Consider the following 19,321-nt stretch of genomic DNA (forward strand, 5'->3'; position numbering starts at 1 on the left):
GCAGCGGGGGAATATCCGGGCGCCCGGCGAACCTTCTACTGATGACCACGGTGAGCTGGCTCTCGACGAACGTGGCGGGCAGATCCGCCACGGTGCGGCCGATGCCGAGATCGACATGGTGCAGCTCGACCTCGGTGAGGCGGCGCAGCGGCAGCCCGGCGGCCGGCTCCCGGACACCGCCGGGCAGGATCACCTCGTACGGCAGGCGCTCCGGGGGCAGCGCGGCGACCGCCGCGTCGAAGCGGGTGGCGCTGGTGCGCAGGTCGTCCAGGTGGACGGCGAGCGGCCGGGCGGCATCCCGCCGGATGTCGGCGTCGCGGGTCTCCGCGTCGGGGTACATCGGAGTCTCTTCGCCGGTCCGGGCCCAGGTGAGGAGGTTCACCAGAGCGTCCGCGTTGCGGGCCAGGTGGGCCAGGACATGGCCGCGGGTCCAGCCCGGGAGCTCCGATGGACGGGCGAGGGAGGCCTCGTCGAGGGCGGCGACCGCGGTCAGCAGCCGGTCCGTCGCCTCCTGTACGGCGGCGGCGTCCCGGGCGTAGTCGGCCCCGGCGTAGTCGGTCATGACCCGACCGTAGTGCGCACCACACGATCGGGTGAAGTCGGCTCCCGCGTCCCGCAAATCGAATGTGCGTGCTATAGGCTCGGTGTGCTGCATCCTTAAGACATCGTCGTCGTGCCCCCATACCCTGGGTTGGGGGCTTCGCTCCGCTCCGCCTCTGCTCCGACCGGCAGGGCCGCCCCGCGAGCGGGCTCGGCGCACCCCGACTCTCTCAAGAAAGGTGCCGACCGGCGTGGCCGACCGTCTCATCGTTCGTGGCGCTCGCGAGCACAACCTCAAGAACGTCTCACTCGACCTTCCTCGCGACTCGCTCATCGTCTTCACCGGGCTGTCCGGGTCGGGCAAGTCGTCCCTCGCGTTCGACACGATCTTCGCCGAGGGGCAGCGCCGGTACGTCGAGTCGCTCTCCTCCTACGCCCGCCAGTTCCTGGGGCAGATGGACAAGCCCGATGTGGACTTCATCGAGGGCCTGTCCCCCGCGGTGTCGATCGACCAGAAGTCGACCTCGCGGAATCCGCGCTCGACGGTCGGCACCATCACCGAGGTCTATGACTACCTCCGGCTGCTGTTCGCCCGTATCGGCAAGCCGCACTGCCCCGAGTGCGGCCGTCCGATCGCCCGCCAGTCGCCGCAGGCGATCGTGGACCGGGTGCTGGAGCTCCCCGAGGGCAGCCGCTTCCAGGTGCTCTCCCCGCTGGTGCGCGAGCGGAAGGGAGAGTTCGTCGACCTCTTCTCCGATCTCCAGACCAAGGGCTACAGCCGCGCCCGGGTGGACGGCGTCACCATCCAGCTGTCCGACCCGCCGAAGCTGAAGAAGCAGGAGAAGCACACCATCGAGGTGGTCGTGGACCGCCTCACCGTCAAGGACAGCGCCAAGCGCCGGCTGACGGACTCGGTGGAGACCGCGCTCGGCCTCTCCGGCGGCATGGTGATCCTCGACTTCGTCGACCTGGAGGCGGACGACCCGCAGCGGGAGCGGATGTTCTCCGAGCATCTCTACTGCCCGTACGACGACCTGTCCTTCGAGGAGCTGGAGCCGCGCACCTTCTCCTTCAACTCGCCCTTCGGCGCCTGCCCGGAGTGCACCGGCATCGGCACCCGGATGGAGGTCGACCCGGAGCTGATCGTCCCGGACGAGGAGAAGTCGCTGGACGAGGGCGCCATCCACCCCTGGTCCCACGGCCACACCAAGGACTACTTCGGCCGCCTGGTCGGCGCGCTCGCCGACGCGCTCGGCTTCCGTACCGACGTCCCCTGGGCCGGGCTTCCGCAGCGCGCCAAGAAGGCGCTGCTCAACGGGCACCGGACCCAGATCGAGGTCCGCTACCGCAATCGCTACGGCCGCCAGCGGGCGTACACCACGGCCTTCGAGGGCGCGCTGCCCTTTGTGAAGCGGCGCCACTCGGAGGCGGAGAGCGACGCCAGCCGGGAGCGGTTCGAGGGCTATATGCGCGAGGTGCCCTGTCCCACCTGTGAGGGCACCCGCCTGAAGCCGATCGTCCTGGCCGTCACCGTCCAGGACAAGTCCATCGCGGATGTCTCGGCGATGTCGATCAGCGAATGCGCCGAGTTCCTGCGCGGCATGGAGCTGAGCGCGCGCGAGAAGACCATCGCCGAGCGGGTCCTCAAGGAGGTCAACGAGCGGCTGCGGTTCCTGGTCGACGTCGGCCTGGACTACCTCTCGCTCAACCGAGCCGCGGGCACCCTCTCCGGCGGCGAGGCCCAGCGCATCCGGCTGGCCACTCAGATCGGTTCCGGTCTGGTCGGCGTGCTCTACGTGCTGGACGAGCCCTCCATCGGCCTGCACCAGCGCGACAACCACCGGCTGATCGAGACGCTGGTGCGGCTGCGCGACCTCGGCAACACCCTGATCGTCGTGGAGCACGACGAGGACACCATCAAGACCTCGGACTGGGTGGTGGACATCGGCCCGGGCGCGGGCGAGCACGGCGGCAAGGTGGTGCACAGCGGGCCGCTGAGCGAGCTGCTGGTCAACCAGGAGTCGGTGACCGGGCACTATCTGTCCGGCAAGAAGGCCATCCCGCTGCCGGCGGCGCGCCGACCCATGGACCCCAAGCGGCGCCTTACGGTCCACGGCGCCCGGGAGAACAACCTCCAGGACATCGACGTGTCCTTCCCGCTCGGCGTGCTCACCGCCGTCACCGGTGTCTCCGGATCGGGTAAGTCCACGCTGGTCAACGACATCCTCTACACCCATCTGGCCCGCGAGCTGAACGGTGCGCGGGCGGTTCCCGGGCGGCACACCCGGGTCGCCGGCGACGATCTCGTCGACAAGGTGGTGCATGTCGACCAGTCGCCCATCGGCCGCACCCCGCGCTCGAACCCGGCCACGTACACCGGCGTCTTCGACCATGTGCGCAAGCTGTTCGCGGAGACGATGGAGGCCAAGGTCCGCGGGTACCAGCCCGGGCGGTTCTCCTTCAACGTCAAGGGCGGCCGCTGCGAGAACTGCTCCGGTGACGGCACCATCAAGATCGAGATGAACTTCCTGCCGGATGTGTATGTGCCGTGCGAGGTCTGCCACGGCGCGCGCTACAACCGGGAGACCCTGGAGGTGCACTACAAGGGCAAGTCCATCGCCGAGGTGCTGGACATGCCCATCGAGGAGGCCCTGGACTTCTTCGAGGCGGTGCCCACCATCGCCCGCCATCTGCGCACCCTCAACGAGGTCGGGCTGGGCTATGTCCGGCTCGGGCAGCCCGCGCCGACCCTCTCCGGCGGTGAGGCCCAGCGCGTCAAGCTGGCGAGCGAACTCCAGAAGCGGTCGACCGGCCGCACGGTGTATGTGCTGGACGAGCCGACCACCGGTCTGCACTTCGAGGACATCAGCAAGCTGATCAGCGTGCTCTCCGGCCTGGTCGACAAGGGCAACACGGTGATCGTCATCGAGCACAACCTCGATGTGATCAAGACGGCCGACTGGGTCGTGGACATGGGCCCCGAGGGCGGCAGCGGCGGCGGTCTGGTGATCGCCGAGGGCACCCCGGAGGATGTGGCCTCGATCCCGGTCAGCCACACCGGGAAGTTCCTGCGGGACATGCTGGGCGACCGGGTGAGCGACGCCACGGTGCCCGGCGCGCGCAAGGGCGGCGTGACCGCCAAGAAGGCGCCAGCCAAGAAGGCCGCCACGAACTCCACGGCGGCCAAGAAGACCGCGGCGAAGAAGACCGTGGCCAAGAAGGCGGCGGCCAAGACCACGGCCGCCTCCAAGCGGGCGGCCGCGAAGTAGCCCAAGCCGCTCTGCCCGCGCCGCGCCCGGACCGACCCGGGCGCGGCGCGAGCGCGGGCGTAACGGTTGGGCTCAGGCCAGCTCGGACGCGTAGGGCGGCTCCGCGCCCGCGCGGGAGCAGGTGATCGCGGCGGCGCGGGCGGCGAAGCCCAGCACATCCCGCCAGGCCGCCTCGTCCAGCTTGGCCAGCGCGGGCGCCGACAGCGCCTGGTGCCCCGCCAGCCGGTGCAGCAGCGCGGCGTTCACGGTGTCGCCCGCCCCGATGGTGTCCACGATGTCCACCCGCTCGCCCGGCACCGAGATCACCGAGCCGTCCTGCCGCCGTACGCTCAGACCCTCCCCGCCATGGGTGAGCACCACGGCCGCCGGGCCCGCCGCCAGCCACGCGCCCACGGCCCTCTCGACGTCCCCCGCGTCCTCCGAGTCGGCCAGCCACCTCGCGTCCTCTATGGACAGCTTCAGCAGGCCGATATGGGGCAGCCAGCCGTGGAAGCGGGCCCGGTAGGCGTCGGCGTCGGGGATCAGACCGGTGCGGATATTGGGGTCCAGCGTGGTGAAGACCCCGCGCGCGGCCTCGCGCCGCAGCAGCTCCTCGTAGGCGCTCGCGCCCGGCTCCAGCACCAGCGAGCAGGTGCCCAGCGACAGCGCGCTCACCCCCTCGGGAAGGGACGGCGGCAGGCTGAAGAGCCGGTCCGCGGTGCCCTGTACATAGAAGCCGTACCCGGCCGAGCCATCGGCCCCGATGGCTCGGCAGGCGACGGCCAGCGTCGTGGGCTCCTCGCCGCGCTGCACCAGCGCGGTGTCCACGCCGTCCTTCCGCAGGCCCTCCAGCAGCGCCTCCCCGAAGCCGTCCGTGGAGACCCGCGAGCAGAACGCGGTGGGCGAGCCGAGCCGCCCCAGCGCCAGCGCGGTGTTGTACGGGCCGCCGCCGCGCGCGGGGCGCAGCGCGGGCAGCCGGTCACCCGCCGCGGGGCTCGACGTGCGCTCGGGCACGAGGTCGATCAGGGCTTCTCCGGCGACGACGATCACGAGACGGGGTCCTTTCCGGCGAGTCCGGGGGTTCCGGGGAGCGGTCGGTCGAGGGCTTCGGCCACACAGCCGCATGAGGTGCGGTGGACGAAGGCGCAGGGCAGCCGTACGGTGCGCGGCGGCCGCCCCGGATTCTCCAGCCGCTCGAGCAGCAGCCGGACGGCGGTGGCGCCGACCTCCCGGCTGGGCTGGGAGATCGCGGTGAGCCCGGGGGAGAAGACATCCGCCCAGGAGAAGTCGTCGAAGCAGACCAGCGCGAGATCGTCCGGCACGCTCAGGCCCGCCGTCCGCAGGGCGCGCAGCGCGCCGATGGTCATCGCGTTGTTCGCGGTGATGATCGCGGTGGGCGGTCCGGGGGAGGCCAGCAGCCGGTGGACGGCGTCCTCCGCGCCCCGCGCCTCGGAGTGGCCCTCGGCCAGCAGCCCGGGGCGGAACGGCAGCCCGTGCCGCTCCAGCCCGGCCCGGTAACCCGCGATCCGCTCGGTGGTGGTGCTCAGCCCCGGCAGCCCGGCGACCAGTCCGATGTGGATGTGGCCGAGGTCGGCGAGATGGCCGACCAGCTGTTCGGTGGGGCGGGCGTTCTCAGCGCACACCTGGTCATGGGCGTCGCCGACCAGCCGGTCGAGGAAGACGGCGGGGATCTTACGGCGGGCCAGATACTCCAGCAGCCCGGCGGGCGCGGCCGACGGGGCGACGATCACGCCGTCCACCCGTCGCTCATGGAGCAGCCGGACGACGGTCAGCTCATGCTCGGGGTCGTCATGCGGATCGGCGATCAGCAGACCGTAGCTCCGCTCCAGGGCGCTGGACTCGACGCCCTGGAGGATCTCGGTGAAGTACGGATTGCTGATCGCCGAGACGGCCAGGCCGATCGAACGGGTGCGCGCGGTCACCAGGGAGCGCGCCAGCGAATTGGGGCTGTATCCGAGGTCGTCGATGGCGTCCAGCACGGCCTTACGGGTGCCGGGGCGGACCGGCCGGGTCTCGTTGAGCACATGCGAGACGGTGGCCACGGACACCCCGGCGCGCCGGGCGACATCGACCATGGTTGCCATCCGCTGCTGTCCTTAACGTCGAGATCGTCGGGGGAGTCGGTCCAAGGGGGAGTCGGTCCAAGGGGGAGTCGGTCCAAGGGGGAGTCGGGGCCGTCGGGCTGCCGAGCCGCGCTGGGGGCACGTAACGTATCGCATCGGGCGTCCGGCGTAAACGTTTGCGCAAGCGCTTACGTCCCCCCCCGGGGGTGGCGGCGAACGGAAGGATCTGTGCCGGTATGGTCGGAGGGCCCTCACCTCCCCAGGAGCCGCAGATGTCCAGCCAGCCCGCCTCCCGTCGAACCGTGCTGTGCTGCGCCGCGCTGGCCGGGGCCGCCGGGCTCGGGGCGGCGGCCTGCTCCCCGGGATCGGGCAAGAAGGCGTCCCCGACGCCCACCGCCCCCGTCGAGCTCGGCTCGGCCGGTGTCGTGCCGGTCGGTGGCGCCAAGATCTACCGCGAGCAGCGGGTGGTGGTCGCCCAGCCCGCCAAGGGGGAGTTCACGGCGTTCAGCGCGGTGTGCACCCACGCCGGGTGCGTCGTCGACACCGTCGAGGACGGCAAGATCACCTGCCCCTGCCACGGCAGCCAGTTCGACGCCCGCACCGGCAAGGTCGTCCAGGGGCCCGCGGAGAAGCCGCTGCCGTCGGTCCCGGTCACCGCGAAGGGCGGACGGCTCGTCGCGGGCCCCGACGCCTGAGCGGGCGGCATCTGGGCGGGCGAGGTCGGCGGCTCCTGAGCGGGCGGCACCTGAGCGGACGACGTCGGCGACGCCTGGGCGGACGATGCCCGTCCGGCCGCCCGGCGCGTGCCCGGGCGGGCCGCGGAATCCCCAAATCCCCTGGACCTCACCGAACCGCGTCCCGAGGGCACCGGATGTGTCACTCCCCGCAAGTAGGGTGGTGACCATGGCCGACCCGAGCAGCTACCGCCCCAAGCCGGGACAGATCCCCGACTCGCCGGGGGTCTACAAGTTCCGTGACGAGCACGGCCGGGTGATCTACGTCGGAAAGGCGAAGAGCCTGCGCCAGCGGCTCTCGTCGTACTTCCAGGACCTGGCGAACCTCCACCCGCGGACCCGCACCATGGTCACCACGGCCGCCGCCGTGGAATGGACCGTGGTCTCCACCGAGGTCGAGGCCCTGCAGCTCGAGTACTCCTGGATCAAGGAGTTCGACCCCCGGTTCAACGTCAAGTACCGCGACGACAAGAGCTACCCCTCCCTCGCCGTGACCCTCAACGAGGAGTTCCCCCGGGTCCAGGTGATGCGCGGCGCCAAGAAGAAGGGCGTGCGCTACTTCGGCCCGTACGCCCACGCCTGGGCCATCCGCGAGACCGTCGACCTGATGCTGCGCGTGTTCCCCGTCCGGACCTGCTCCGCCGGGGTGTTCAAGCGCTCCGCCCAGATCGGCCGCCCCTGTCTGCTCGGCTATATCGGCAAGTGCTCGGCCCCCTGCGTCGGCCGTGTCACCGCCGAGGAGCACCGCCAACTGGCCGAGGAGTTCTGCGACTTCATGGCCGGCCGCACCGGCACCTATCTGCGCCGCCTGGAGCAGCAGATGCACGAGGCCGCCGAGGATATGGAGTACGAGAAGGCGGCCCGGCTCCGCGACGACATAGGGGCGCTCAAGCGCGCCATGGAGAAGAACGCGGTGGTGCTCGCCGACGCCACCGACGCCGACCTGATAGCGGTCGCCGAGGACGAGCTGGAGGCGGCCGTCCAGATCTTCCATGTGCGCGGCGGCCGGGTGCGCGGTCAGCGCGGCTGGGTCACCGACAAGGTCGAGGCCGTCGACACCGCCGGGCTGGTCGAGCACGCCCTCCAGCAGCTGTACGGGGAGGAGCGCGGCGACGCGGTCCCCAAGGAGGTCCTGGTGCCCGCCGTGCCGGAACCGGCCGAGCCGGTCACCCAGTGGCTCGCCGGGCGCCGCGGCTCCCGGGTCGATCTGCGCATCCCGCAGCGCGGCGACAAGAAGGACCTCATGGAGACCGTCCAGCGCAACGCCCAGCAGGCGCTCGCGCTGCACAAGACCAAGCGCGCCTCCGACCTCACCACCCGCTCCCGGGCGCTGGAGGAGATCGCCGAGGCCCTGGGGCTGGACTCCGCTCCGCTGCGCGTGGAGTGCTTCGACATCTCCCATCTCCAGGGCGATGACGTGGTGGCCTCCATGGTGGTCTTCGAGGACGGGCTCCCCCGGAAGAGTGAGTACCGCCGCTTCCAGATCAAGAGCTTCGCCGGGCAGGACGATGTCCGCTCCATGCACGAGGTCGTGAGCCGCCGCTTCCGCCGCTATCTGCAGGAAAAGCAGAAGACGGGGGAGTGGCAGGAGGAAGCCATCGGGGCTTCCGGGTTTCCCGGGGCCACCGAGGCTTCCGGGATCGCCGGGGCTCCCGAGGCCACCGAGGCATCTGGGGCCGTCGAGACTCCCGGGGCCACCGGTATCGCCGGGCAGCCCATCGACGGACCCCATGGACCCGATGGACCCGATGGACCCCATGGACCCGATGGACCCGACCAGGGGCCCTCCGGCCCGATCGACGAGGAGGGCCGGCCCAAGCGGTTCGCCTACCCGCCCCAGCTCGTCGTGGTCGACGGCGGCAAGCCGCAGGTGGCGGCCGCCAAACGGGCCCTGGACGAGCTCGGCGTCGACGATGTCGCCGTCTGCGGCCTCGCCAAGCGGCTCGAGGAGGTGTGGCTGCCGGACGAGGAGGACCCGGTGGTGCTGCCCCGCAGCAGCGAGGGGCTCTACCTCCTCCAGCGGGTCCGCGACGAGGCCCACCGCTTCGCCATCACCTACCAGCGCAGCAAGCGCGCGAAGTCGCTGAAGGCCGGGCCGCTGGACACCGTTCCAGGTCTCGGTGACAGCCGTAAGCAGGCACTGCTGAAGCACTTCGGCTCGGTCAAGCGGCTGCGCGCCGCCACCGTCGAGCAGATCTGCGCGGTGCCCGGCGTCGGCCGTAAGACGGCCGAGGCGGTCGCCGCGGCGCTCGCCGGGTCCGCCCCGGCGGCGCCCGCCGTGAACACCGCCACAGGAGAGATCATTGAGGACGAGGCCGCCGGCGCGGCGTCGTCGAACGGGGGGACCAGACCATGACCGAGCACGAGAACCATGGAGACGGAGCGCAGGTGAATACGGGCACGTCGGGCGAGCCCGCCGAGGCGGCGGCCATCCCCGAGCTGGTGATCATCTCTGGAATGTCGGGCGCGGGCCGCAGCACCGCCGCCAAGTGTCTGGAGGACCTCGGCTGGTTCGTCGTGGACAACCTGCCGCCCGCGCTGATCCCCACCATGGTCGACCTGGGCGCCCGCTCCCAGGGCAATGTGGCCCGGATCGCCGTGGTGGTGGACGTCCGCGGCCGCCGCTTCTTCGACAACCTCCGCGAGTCCCTCGCCGACCTCGCCGCCAAGAACGTCAAGCGGCGCGTGCTGTTCCTGGAGGCGTCCGACGAGGCCCTGGTGCGCCGCTTCGAGTCGGTGCGCCGCCCGCACCCCCTCCAGGGGGACGGCCGGATCGTGGACGGCATCGCCGCCGAGCGCGATCTGCTGCGCGAGCTGCGCGGGGACGCCGATCTGGTGATCGACACCTCCAGCCTCAACGTCCATGAGCTGCGGGCCAAGATGGACGCCCAGTTCGCGGGCGAGGAGGAGCCCGAGCTGCGGGCCACCGTGATGTCGTTCGGCTACAAGTACGGCCTTCCGGTCGACGCCGATCTGGTGGTGGACTGCCGCTTCCTGCCCAATCCGCACTGGGTCCCCGAGCTGCGCCCCTTCACCGGGCTCAACGAGGAGGTCTCCAGCTATGTCTTCAACCAGCCCGGCGCCAAGGAGTTCCTGGACCGCTACGCGGAGCTGCTCCAGCTCATCGCCGCGGGCTACCGCCGCGAGGGCAAGCGCTATGTGACCATCGCCGTCGGCTGCACCGGCGGCAAGCACCGCAGCGTCGCGATGTCCGAGCGGCTCGCCCCGCGGCTGGCCGCCGAGGGAGTGGAGACCGTCATCGTCCACCGGGACATGGGGCGCGAGTGACCATTCGTACCAATCGGCTGCGACGGCTGGTCGGGGCGCGGACGAACCGGAGCGCACAGCCCAAGGTCGTCGCCCTGGGCGGCGGCATGGGCCTGTCGGCGTCGCTCGCCGCGCTGCGCCGGATCACCGGCGATCTGACCGCCGTCGTCACCGTGGCCGACGACGGGGGCTCCAGCGGACGCCTCCGCGACGAGCTGGGCGTGCTGCCGCCCGGCGATCTGCGCAAGGCCCTGGCCGCGCTGTGCGGCGACGACGACTGGGGCCAGACCTGGGCGCGGGTCATCCAGCACCGCTTCGCCAGCGAGGGCGATCTGCACGGCCACGCGGTGGGCAATGTGCTGATCGTCGCCCTGTGGGAGCAGCTGGGCGACCATGTGAAGGCGCTCGACCTGGTCGGCAAGCTGCTGGGCGCCCACGGCCGGGTGCTGCCCATGTCGGCCGTCCCCCTGGAGCTCCAGGCGTACGTCCGGGGCCATGACCCGGCGCGCCCGGACGAGGTCTCCACCGTCGCGGGGCAGGCCACCGTGGCGCTCACCCCCGGCGAGGTGCAGTCGGTCCATCTGGTGCCGCACGATCCGCCGGCCGTCCCGGAGGCCGTCGAGGCGGTCATGGACGCCGACTGGGTGGTGCTGGGGCCCGGCTCCTGGTTCTCCTCCGTGATCCCGCATCTGCTGGTCCCCGATCTGCTCAAGGCGCTCACCGAGACCAAGGCCCGGCGGGTGCTCTCGCTGAACCTCGCCCCTCAGCCGGGAGAAACCGAAGGCTTCTCTCCGCAGCGTCATTTGGAGGTTTTGGCCCGACACGCCCCTAAACTCGCCTTCGACGTGGTGCTGGCCGACGAGGCCGCCGTCCCCGACCAGAGCAGTCTGTGCGACGCCGCCAAGCGGCTGGGTGGCACAGTCGAGCTGGCGCCGGTGGCCGCGACCGACGGTGCCCCGAAGCATGACCCGGAGCTTCTGGCGGCCGCGTACGACCGTATTTTTCGGATGCATGGAAGGATCGGCCCATGGCGATGACGGCAGCGGTGAAGGACGAAATCTCCCGGCTCCCCGTCACCCGGACCTGCTGCCGGAAAGCGGAGGTCTCGGCGATCCTGCGGTTCGCGGGCGGGCTGCACCTGGTCAGCGGGCGCATCGTGATCGAGGCGGAGCTGGACACCGGGATCGCGGCCCGCAGGGTCCGCAAGGACATCCTGGAGATCTTCGGCCACTCCTCGGATCTGGTGGTGATGGCCCCCGGCGGGCTGCGCCGCGGCAGCCGGTACGTGGTGCGGGTGGTGGCGGGCGGTGACCAGCTGGCGCGGCAGACCGGCCTGGTCGACGGCCGCGGCCGGCCGATCCGCGGACTGCCGCCGCAGGTCGTCTCCGGCGCCACCTGCGACGCCGAGGCCGCCTGGCGCGGGGCCTTCCTCGCCCATGGCTCGCTCACCGAGCCCGGCCGCTCGTCCTCCCTGGAGGTGACCTGCCCCGGCCCCGAGGCCGCGCTCGCCCTGGTCGGCGCCGCCCGCCGGCTGCAGATCGCCGCCAAGGCGCGCGAGGTGCGCGGGGTGGACCGGGTGGTCGTCCGGGACGGTGATGCCATCGGCGCGCTGTTGACGCGGCTGGGGGCCCATGAGTCGGTCCTCGCCTGGGAGGAGCGGCGGATGCGCCGCGAGGTGCGGGCCACCGCCAACCGCCTCGCCAACTTCGACGACGCCAATCTGCGCCGCTCGGCCCGCGCCGCCGTCGCCGCCGGGGCCCGGGTGCAGCGCGCCCTGGAGATCCTGGGCGACGAGGTGCCCGAGCACCTCGCCGCGGCCGGGCGGCTGCGCATGGAGCACAAGCAGGCGTCCCTGGAGGAGCTGGGCGCCCTCGCCGACCCGCCGCTGACCAAGGACGCCGTCGCGGGCCGTATCCGCCGGCTGCTGGCCATGGCCGACAAGCGCGCCCAGGACCTGGGCATCCCCGGCACCGAGTCCAGCCTGACCGAGGAGATGGCCGAGGGCATGGTCGGCTGACCGGTCCTCCGAGCTGATGGGCCCCATCAGTTACAGCGAGCCCTACGAGCCGGCGCCCCCCTCAGCTGACGGCCCGACAAGCCGTACGAGAGCCGCACCCCACGCCCCCGGATCACACGGGCGATCCGGGGGCGTGGTGCGTCCCGGGGCATGTGACGGCGGTTCCGCGTGCCGCTGTTGACATGACCATGTGTCGTGACAAGTCTGGAGCGCTGCGCACTCGCGTGTCTTCACACGACAGCCAGGGGGGCTCATGAAGCTCAGACGCACGGTGAGATTCAGACGCACGATGAGATCGAGCGGCGCGGTGGTGGCACTTGCCGCGCTGCTCCTGGGGGGACTGGCCGCGGCACCCGCGGCCACCGCACAACAGTCGGCGGACTCCGTCGGCGACGGGTTGTCCGTATGGACCGCCCAGGTCACGAAGGATCAGATTCCGCTGCTGCTCCGCGCCGGAGCGGACGGCACCGAGCTGGGGCGGCGGGTGCCCGAGAAGGGCACCGGGCCGGTCGAGCTCTACCTCACCGCCCAGCAGGCCGCCGAGCTGCGCGGCAAGGGCGTGCGGCTCACGGAGAAGAAGGTCTCCGCGCAGAGCCGCGACCGACTGAAGGCCGCGGGCGACGGAGTCTTCCGCCCCTACAGCGGCGAGGGCGGGCTGAAGCAGGAGATCGTCGAGACCGGCCGGGCGCATCCCGGTCTCACCAAGGTCGTCAGCATCGGCAAGACCGGTCAGGGCAAGGACATCCTCGCCCTCAAGCTGAGCAAGGGCGCCGCGAAGACCCGCGACGGCAGCAAGCCGTCGGTGCTGTACATGTCCAACCAGCACGCCCGTGAGTGGATCACGCCGGAGATGACCCGCCGGCTGATGCACTACTACCTCGACAACTACGGCAAGGACGACCGCGTCACCAGGATCGTGGACCGTACGGAGCTGTGGTTCGTGCTGTCCGCCAACCCGGACGGCTACGACTACACGCATCAGAGCCCGGCCAACCGGCAGTGGCGCAAGAACCTGCGCGACAACAACGGCGACGGCAAGATCACCTCGGGCGACGGCGTCGACCTCAACCGCAACTTCCGCTACAAGTGGGGCTACGACAACGAGGGTTCGTCCGCCGACCCGGCCGATGAGACCTACCGGGGCCCGGCCCCCGCCTCCGAGCCCGAGACCAAGGCGCTGGACGCCTTCGAGAAGCGCATCGGCTTCGCCTACGGCATCAACTACCACTCGGCCGCCGAACTGCTGCTCTACGGCGTCGGCTGGCAGGTCGCCACCCCGACCCCCGACGACGTCCTCTACAAGTCTCTCGCCGGCACCCCGGAGCACTCCGCGATCCCCGGCTACCACCCGCAGGTCTCCTCCGAGCTGTACACCACCAACGGTGAGGCCGACGGCCACGCGGCGAACGTCAACGGGATGATGATGTTCACCCCGGAGATGTCGACGTGTCAGACCGCCTCCAACGTCGACCCCAACGACGCCTGGCAGCCGCGCGACTGCGCGTCCGTCTTCACCTTCCCGGACGACGAGAAGCTGATCGCTCAGGAGTTCACCAAGAACATCCCCTTCGCGCTCTCCGTCGCCGAGACCGCCGAACACCCCGACCGGCCCTCGTCGTCGGTCGGTATGACCGCGCGGGACTTCACCCCGGACTCCTTCACCACGTCGTACGCGCGCGGCGGCGATCAGGATGTCTCGGTGACCGTCCGCAAGAGCGTTCGTGACAAGAAGCTCGACTACCGCGTGGACGGCGGCCGTACCCACACCGCCCCGCTGAAGGCGTGGCGGGGCGGTGAGACCTACGGCGGCGAGGACAACATCCGCTTCGACCAGTACCGCGCCGCCGTCAAGGGCGCGGACCCCGGGCAGAAGGTCAAGGTCTGGTTCACCGGCCGTACGAAGAACGGCAAGCGGACCGCCAGTGAGCCGTTCACCTACACCGTGGCGAAGCGGCCCCGCGCCGACACGCTGGTGATCGCCGAGGAGGGCGGCACCTCCCCGGCCCGGCACACCGCCGCGTACACCCGGGCGCTGGCCGACAACGGCCGTAAGGCGGCCGTCTGGGACGTGGCCACCCAGGGGGCGCCGTCCGCGCTCGGAGTGCTGAGCCATTTCAAGACGGTGCTCTGGTACACCGGCGCCGAGCGGCCCGGCGGCCCGACCCTGCTCGCGGTGCGCGACTTCCTCAACGAGGGCGGCAAGCTGATCACCACCGGTGAACGGGCGGGTGGCAGCTCCGAGGTGGGACCGGCCGACACCGACGACTTCAGCCAGTATTATCTGGGCGCCGACAGCCGGCTCACCCTGAAGTCGCCCACCGCCTTCCAGGGTGCCGGCGCGCTCGCGGGCACCGGCGCGAACCTCGGCGACGCCCCCGGCAACCCCCTGGACGCGGCGGGCGCCTACACCGTCACCTCCGATGTGCTGCCGCCCAAGGACTTCCCCCAGTTCCGCAGCGCGGGCGCGGGGGAGTACCCGAACACGCGCACCCCGTACCAGCCTTATGAGGGCGACTGGATGGCTGCCGCGGGCCACCGTGACAACTCCTGGATGCGGCTGTCCCGCACGGTGGACCTCAGCGGTGTGTCCGCCGCCGACAAACCGGCCCTGGACTTCCGGCTCAGCTACGACACCGAGCCCGGCTACGACCATGTGATCATCGAGGCGCGCACCGCGGGCCAGGACGACTGGACCACCCTCCCCGACGCCAACGGCGGTTCCTCCACCAAGGTGCCCGCCGAGTGCGAGGCGGGCTTCCTGCTCAATCTGCACCCGTTCCTCAAGCACTACCTGACCCCCGGCGACGACGGCTGCACCGCGAAGGGCAGCACGGGCTCCTGGAACAGCCTGACGGGCTCCTCCGAGGGGTGGCGGCCGGTCTCGCTGGACCTGAGCGGCTACGCGGGCAAGAAGGTCGAGCTGGCGCTCTCGTACGTCACGGACCCGGGCACCGGCGGCCGGGGCGCCTTCGTGGACGGCACCGAGCTCACCGTCGGCGGCACCGCCAAGGACTCCGAGGGCTTCGAGACCGCGCTCGGTCCGTGGACCGTGCCGGGGGCGCCGGAGGGCAGCCCGGCGAACGCCGGGGACTGGTCCCGCTCCCAGGAGCTCTTCCACACCGTCGCGGGCGTCACCACGCGGGACACCGTGCTGCTGGGATTCGGCCTGGAGCACGTCCCCGACGCCGCCCAGAGGGCCCGGCTGGTGGGCGACGCGCTACGTGCGCTGCGTCGTTGACAGCACGTGACACATCGTGACTGAATCGGCGGTCCGTACCACTTTCCGGTGGTCATGGGCCGCCGATGCCAATGTCACGTACGTCCCGTGATAGCGGTAGGGTCGGAGGCGGTCGGGGACATCCCATTACACGTTCGCCGGCGTCCAGACCGGCACACCAACGAGGAGATCGGTTCGTGACGATCCGCGTAGGCATCAATGGCTTCGGCCGCATCGGTCGCAACTACTTCCGCGCGCTCCTTGAGCAGGGCGCGGACATCGAGATCGTCGGTGTCAACGACCTGACCGACAACGCCACCCTGGTCCACCTGCTCAAGTACGACTCCATCCTCGGCCGGCTGAAGCACGAGGTCAGCCACACCGAGGACACCATCACGGTGGGCAACCAGACCTTCAAGACGATGGCCGAGCGCGACCCGGCCGCCCTTCCGTGGGGCGAGCTCGGCGCCGACATCGTGGTGGAGTCCACCGGCATCTTCACCAAGCGCGAGGACGCCGCCAAGCACCTCGCCGCCGGCGCCAAGAAGGTCCTGATCTCCGCGCCCGCCAAGAACGAGGACATCACCATCGTGATGGGCGTCAACCAGGACAAGTACGACCCGGCGAACCACCACGTCATCTCCAACGCCTCCTGCACCACCAACTGTGTGGCGCCGATGGCCAAGGTCCTCGACGAGAACTTCGGCATCGTCAAGGGCATGATGACGACGGTCCACGCGTACACCAACGACCAGCGCATCCTGGACTTCCCGCACAAGGACCTGCGTCGCGCCCGCGCGGCGGCCGAGAACATCATCCCGACCTCCACCGGTGCCGCCAAGGCCACCGCGCTGGTCCTCCCGCAGCTCAAGGGCAAGCTGGACGGCATCGCGATGCGCGTCCCGGTCCCGACCGGCTCGGTCACCGACCTCGTCCTGGAGCTCGACCGCGAGGTCACCAAGGACGAGATCAACACCGCCTTCCAGAAGGCCGCCGAGGGTCAGCTCAAGGGCATTCTCGAGTACACCGAGGACCCGATCGTCTCCTCGGACATCGTCAACTGGCCCGCGTCCTGCACCTTCGACTCCTCCCTGACCATGGTCCAGGGCAAGCAGGTCAAGGTCGTCGGCTGGTACGACAACGAGTGGGGCTACTCCAACCGCCTCGTCGACCTGACCGTCTTCGTCGGCGGCCGGCTCTGACCGCTGTCCCGATGAGCTAGGAAACGGGGCCCGCTACGACGCCGTCGTAACGGGCCCCGATCCATGATCAAGGAGTCATCCCTGTGAAGACGATTGACGATCTTCAGGTCGCCGGGCAGCGGGTCTTCGTCCGCGCCGATCTGAACGTCCCGCTCGACGGCGAGACGATCACCGACGACGGCCGGATCCGCGCCGCCGTCCCGACGATCACCAAGCTCCTGGACCGGGGCGCCAAGGTGATCGTCGCCTCGCATCTGGGCCGCCCCAAGGGCGCCCCGGACCCCCAGTACTCGCTCGCCCCGGTCGCCCGGCGGCTCGGTGAACTCCTCGGCAAGCAGGTCGCCTTCGCGACCGACACCGTGGACGAGAGCGCCCAGGCCACCGTGGCGGGGCTCGGCGACGGCGAGATCGCCCTGCTGGAGAACCTGCGCTTCAACGCCGGTGAGACCAGTAAGGACGACACCGAGCGCGGCGCCTTCGCCGACCGGCTCGCCGCCCTGGCCGACCTGTACGTGGGCGACGGCTTCGGCGCGGTCCACCGCAAGCACGCCTCCGTGTACGACCTCCCGGCGCGGCTGCCGCACGCCGCGGGCGACCTGATCGCCGCCGAGCTCACCGTCCTGAAGAAGCTCACCGAGGACGTCAAGCGGCCCTACGCGGTGGTCCTCGGCGGCGCCAAGGTCTCCGACAAGCTCGGTGTGATCGACCACCTCCTGGAGAAGGCCGACCGCATCCTGATCGGCGGCGGCATGGCCTACACCTTCCTCAAGGCCCAGGGCCACGAGGTCGGCGGCTCGCTGCTGCAGGAGGACCAGGTCCCGGCGGTCCAGGACTATCTGCGCCGGGCCAAGGAGCGCGGTGTGGAGTTCGTGCTCCCGGTCGATGTCACGGCCGCGCCCGAATTCCCGGACCTGAAGACCAAGGCCCCCGCGAACCCGCGGCTCGTCGCCGCGGACGCGATCCCGGCCGACCTCCAGGGCCTGGACATCGGCCCGGAGACCCGCAAGCTCTACGCCTCGAAGCTGGCCGACGCGGCCACCGTCTTCTGGAACGGCCCCATGGGCGTCTTCGAGCACCCCGACTACGCCGAGGGCACCCGGGCCGTGGCCCAGGCGCTCGTGGACAGCCCGGCCTTCACCGTGGTCGGCGGCGGCGACTCCGCCGCGGCCGTACGCATCCTGGGCTTCGACGAGAACGCTTTCGGCCACATCTCGACCGGCGGTGGAGCGAGCCTCGAATACCTCGAGGGCAAGACGCTCCCCGGCCTCGCCGCACTGGAGGACTGAACACCGTGAGTGACCGTATTCCGCTGATGGCGGGCAACTGGAAGATGAACCTCAACCACCTCGAGGCCATCGCCCACGTCCAGAAGCTCGCCTTCGGGCTCGCCGACAAGGACTACGAGGCCGTGGAGGTCGCGGTGCTGCCGCCCTTCACCGATCTGCGGTCGGTGCAGACCCTGGTCGACGGCGACAAGCTGAAGATCAAGTACGGTGCCCAGGACATCTCGGCGCATGACTCCGGCGCCTACACCGGCGAGATCTCCGGCCCGATGCTGGCCAAGCTCAGGTGCGCCTACGCCGTCGTCGGGCACTCGGAGCGGCGCCAGTACCACAACGAGACCGACGAGCTGTGCAACGCCAAGGTCAAGGCGGCCTTCCGTAACGACCTCACCCCGATCCTGTGCGTCGGTGAGGGCCTCGACGTCCGTAAGGCGGGCAACCAGGTCGCGCACACCCTCGCCCAGGTGGACGGCGGCCTGAAGGACGTCCCGGCCGAGCAGGCCGAGACCATCGTGATCGCCTACGAGCCGGTCTGGGCGATCGGCACCGGCGAGGTCGCGACCCCCGAGGACGCCCAGGAGGTCTGCGGGGCCATCCGCGGCCGGCTCGCCGAGCTCTACGGCCAGGAGGTCGCCGACAAGGTCAGGATCCAGTACGGCGGCTCGGTGAAGTCCGGGAACGTCGCCGCGATCATGGCCAAGCCGGATGTGGACGGCGCGCTGATCGGCGGCGCGTCGCTGGACGCGGACGAATTCGTCAAGATCGTTCGTTTCCGCGACCAGTGAGTAGGCCGTAGCGCGCGCGTCGTCGTACCCTGTCGGGGGTCGAGGCGGTGGAAATCGCACCGTCCGGCCCCCGACGTCCGTACAAGCCCGAGAAGGTTGGTCCAGCCGTGATCATGGGGTTCTCGATCGCCCTCATCATCTTCAGCCTGCTGTTGATGATGTTGGTGCTCATGCACAAGGGGAAAGGCGGCGGCCTGTCCGACATGTTCGGTGGCGGCATGCAGTCCTCGGTGGGCGGCTCCTCGGTCGCCGAGCGCAACCTGGACCGCATCACCGTGGTGGTCGGGCTGCTGTGGTTCGTCTGCATCGTCGTGCTCGGGCTGCTGATGAAGCTCGACTGAGGGTCCGCCGGCGGGGCCCGTCCGGGGCCCGGCTGACGCCCGATAACTGACGTACCGTCGTCAGCGGGGCCCATATGCGGCCTATGATGGCATGGCGTCCTCGGTGACGGGTGTAACTCCTCTCACTGGACGCGCGTTGGGCCTTACGTAGACTGGGGCGCCGGGCGGCGAGGCTGCCAATCGAGGCTTCGCGGCACCATCACGCAGGGAGTTACGACCGTGGCAAGTGGCAACGCGATCCGTGGAAGTCGGGTCGGGGCGGGGCCGATGGGAGAAGCCGAGCGAGGCGAATCGGCGCCGCGCCTGCGCATCTCCTTCTGGTGCTCGAACGGGCATGAGACCGTGCCGAGCTTCGCCAGCGACGCGCAGATCCCTGACACGTGGGACTGCCCCCGCTGCGGCTTCCCGGCCGGCAAGGACCGGGACAACCCGCCGGACCCGCCGCGCACCGAGCCGTACAAGACGCATCTGGCGTACGTACGGGAGCGGCGCAGCGACGCCGACGGCGAGGCGATCCTCGCCGAGGCACTCGCCAAGCTCCGGGGCGAGATCTAGACACACAACGCGGTACGACGGCCCGGCCGGGCACCTCCTGCGAGGGGT

15 protein-coding genes are annotated in these 19,321 nt (G+C 70.7%); 12 read left to right on the plus strand and 3 right to left on the minus strand.

Annotated elements, in window-relative coordinates; all coding sequences use genetic code 11:
* The coding region (locus GWI24_RS04315) for a maleylpyruvate isomerase N-terminal domain-containing protein (protein WP_247615866.1) at positions 1–562 on the minus strand (562 nt) is incomplete at its 3' end.
* 229 nt (positions 563–791) lie between these two features.
* Here GWI24_RS04315 and uvrA point away from each other — a divergent pair.
* Positions 792–3,809, plus strand: coding sequence for an excinuclease ABC subunit UvrA (gene uvrA / locus GWI24_RS04320; RefSeq protein WP_210944567.1), 3,018 nt, complete (start codon positions 792–794; stop codon positions 3,807–3,809).
* 72 nt (positions 3,810–3,881) lie between these two features.
* Here the strand turns inward: uvrA and GWI24_RS04325 are convergent, their stop codons facing one another.
* Both GWI24_RS04325 and GWI24_RS04330 read right to left on the minus strand, forming a co-directional pair.
* Positions 3,882–4,838, minus strand: a complete 957-nt coding sequence (locus GWI24_RS04325) for a carbohydrate kinase (RefSeq protein WP_210944568.1) — start codon at positions 4,836–4,838, stop codon at positions 3,882–3,884.
* Positions 4,835–5,893 (minus strand): LacI family DNA-binding transcriptional regulator, encoded by a 1,059-nt coding sequence (locus GWI24_RS04330; RefSeq protein WP_210944569.1) that lies wholly within the window; start codon positions 5,891–5,893, stop codon positions 4,835–4,837. Before GWI24_RS04330 ends, GWI24_RS04325 begins: the two co-directional genes overlap by 4 nt.
* A gap of 251 nt (positions 5,894–6,144) precedes the next feature.
* Here GWI24_RS04330 and GWI24_RS04335 point away from each other — a divergent pair, with 251 nt between their 5' ends.
* The 11 genes from GWI24_RS04335 to GWI24_RS04385 all read left to right on the plus strand — a co-directional run bounded on the left by GWI24_RS04335 (position 6,145) and on the right by GWI24_RS04385 (position 19,273).
* Positions 6,145–6,567 (plus strand): Rieske (2Fe-2S) protein, encoded by a 423-nt coding sequence (locus GWI24_RS04335; protein ID WP_210944570.1) that lies wholly within the window; start codon positions 6,145–6,147, stop codon positions 6,565–6,567.
* Positions 6,568–6,775: 208 nt separating this feature from the next.
* Positions 6,776–8,962 (plus strand): excinuclease ABC subunit UvrC, encoded by a 2,187-nt coding sequence (gene uvrC / locus GWI24_RS04340; RefSeq protein WP_210944571.1) that lies wholly within the window; start codon positions 6,776–6,778, stop codon positions 8,960–8,962.
* Entirely contained in the window at positions 8,959–9,894 is a 936-nt protein-coding gene (gene rapZ / locus GWI24_RS04345) for an RNase adapter RapZ (RefSeq protein WP_020872202.1), read from the plus strand. Before uvrC ends, rapZ begins: the two co-directional genes overlap by 4 nt.
* Positions 9,891–10,910, plus strand: coding sequence for a uridine diphosphate-N-acetylglucosamine-binding protein YvcK (yvcK, locus tag GWI24_RS04350; protein ID WP_210944572.1), 1,020 nt, complete (start codon positions 9,891–9,893; stop codon positions 10,908–10,910). The genes rapZ and yvcK overlap by 4 nt, the downstream gene beginning before the upstream one ends.
* On the plus strand, positions 10,901–11,890 hold the full coding sequence (whiA, locus tag GWI24_RS04355) for a DNA-binding protein WhiA (protein ID WP_046085668.1): 990 nt from the start codon (positions 10,901–10,903) through the stop codon (positions 11,888–11,890). Before yvcK ends, whiA begins: the two co-directional genes overlap by 10 nt.
* 289 nt (positions 11,891–12,179) lie before the next feature.
* Positions 12,180–15,128 (plus strand): M14 family metallopeptidase, encoded by a 2,949-nt coding sequence (locus GWI24_RS04360; protein WP_247615867.1) that lies wholly within the window; start codon positions 12,180–12,182, stop codon positions 15,126–15,128.
* A gap of 176 nt (positions 15,129–15,304) precedes the next feature.
* The gene (gap, locus tag GWI24_RS04365) at positions 15,305–16,309 is read left to right on the plus strand and encodes a type I glyceraldehyde-3-phosphate dehydrogenase (protein ID WP_198267364.1); all 1,005 of its coding nucleotides are present in this window, start codon (positions 15,305–15,307) and stop codon (positions 16,307–16,309) included.
* A gap of 83 nt (positions 16,310–16,392) precedes the next feature.
* Positions 16,393–17,595 (plus strand): phosphoglycerate kinase, encoded by a 1,203-nt coding sequence (gene pgk, locus GWI24_RS04370; protein WP_210944574.1) that lies wholly within the window; start codon positions 16,393–16,395, stop codon positions 17,593–17,595.
* A 5-nt stretch (positions 17,596–17,600) separates the two neighbouring features.
* Positions 17,601–18,377: a triose-phosphate isomerase gene (gene tpiA, locus GWI24_RS04375; protein ID WP_210944575.1), complete on the plus strand. Its 777-nt coding sequence runs from the start codon at positions 17,601–17,603 to the stop codon at positions 18,375–18,377.
* Between the two features lie 113 nt (positions 18,378–18,490).
* A complete protein-coding gene (secG, locus tag GWI24_RS04380) occupies positions 18,491–18,718 on the plus strand; it encodes a preprotein translocase subunit SecG (protein WP_014059875.1) in 228 nt (75 codons plus the stop codon).
* A 219-nt stretch (positions 18,719–18,937) separates the two neighbouring features.
* Positions 18,938–19,273 carry an RNA polymerase-binding protein RbpA gene (locus GWI24_RS04385; RefSeq protein WP_009718803.1) on the plus strand — a complete coding sequence of 112 codons (336 nt, stop codon included), beginning with the start codon at positions 18,938–18,940 and terminating at the stop codon, positions 19,271–19,273.
* Positions 19,274–19,321: the final 48 nt, after the last annotated feature.

Origin of the sequence: Streptomyces sp. MK37H (assembly GCF_018035285.1) — a bacterium.
Classification (GTDB): domain Bacteria; phylum Actinomycetota; class Actinomycetes; order Streptomycetales; family Streptomycetaceae; genus Streptomyces; species Streptomyces endocoffeicus.

Bases quoted from the DNA above. Each gene is read 5' to 3' on its own strand.
- GWI24_RS04330 (WP_210944569.1), bottom strand. From the start codon at position 5,893: ATGGCAACCATGGTCGATGTCGCCCGGCGCGCCGGGGTGTCCGTGGCC.
- GWI24_RS04335 (WP_210944570.1), top strand. From the start codon at position 6,145: ATGTCCAGCCAGCCCGCCTCCCGTCGAACCGTGCTGTGCTGCGCCGCG.
- uvrC (WP_210944571.1), top strand. From the start codon at position 6,776: ATGGCCGACCCGAGCAGCTACCGCCCCAAGCCGGGACAGATCCCCGAC.
- rapZ (WP_020872202.1), top strand. From the start codon at position 8,959: ATGACCGAGCACGAGAACCATGGAGACGGAGCGCAGGTGAATACGGGC.
- whiA (WP_046085668.1), top strand. From the start codon at position 10,901: ATGGCGATGACGGCAGCGGTGAAGGACGAAATCTCCCGGCTCCCCGTC.
- GWI24_RS04360 (WP_247615867.1), top strand. From the start codon at position 12,180: ATGAGATCGAGCGGCGCGGTGGTGGCACTTGCCGCGCTGCTCCTGGGG.
- secG (WP_014059875.1), top strand. From the start codon at position 18,491: ATGGGGTTCTCGATCGCCCTCATCATCTTCAGCCTGCTGTTGATGATG.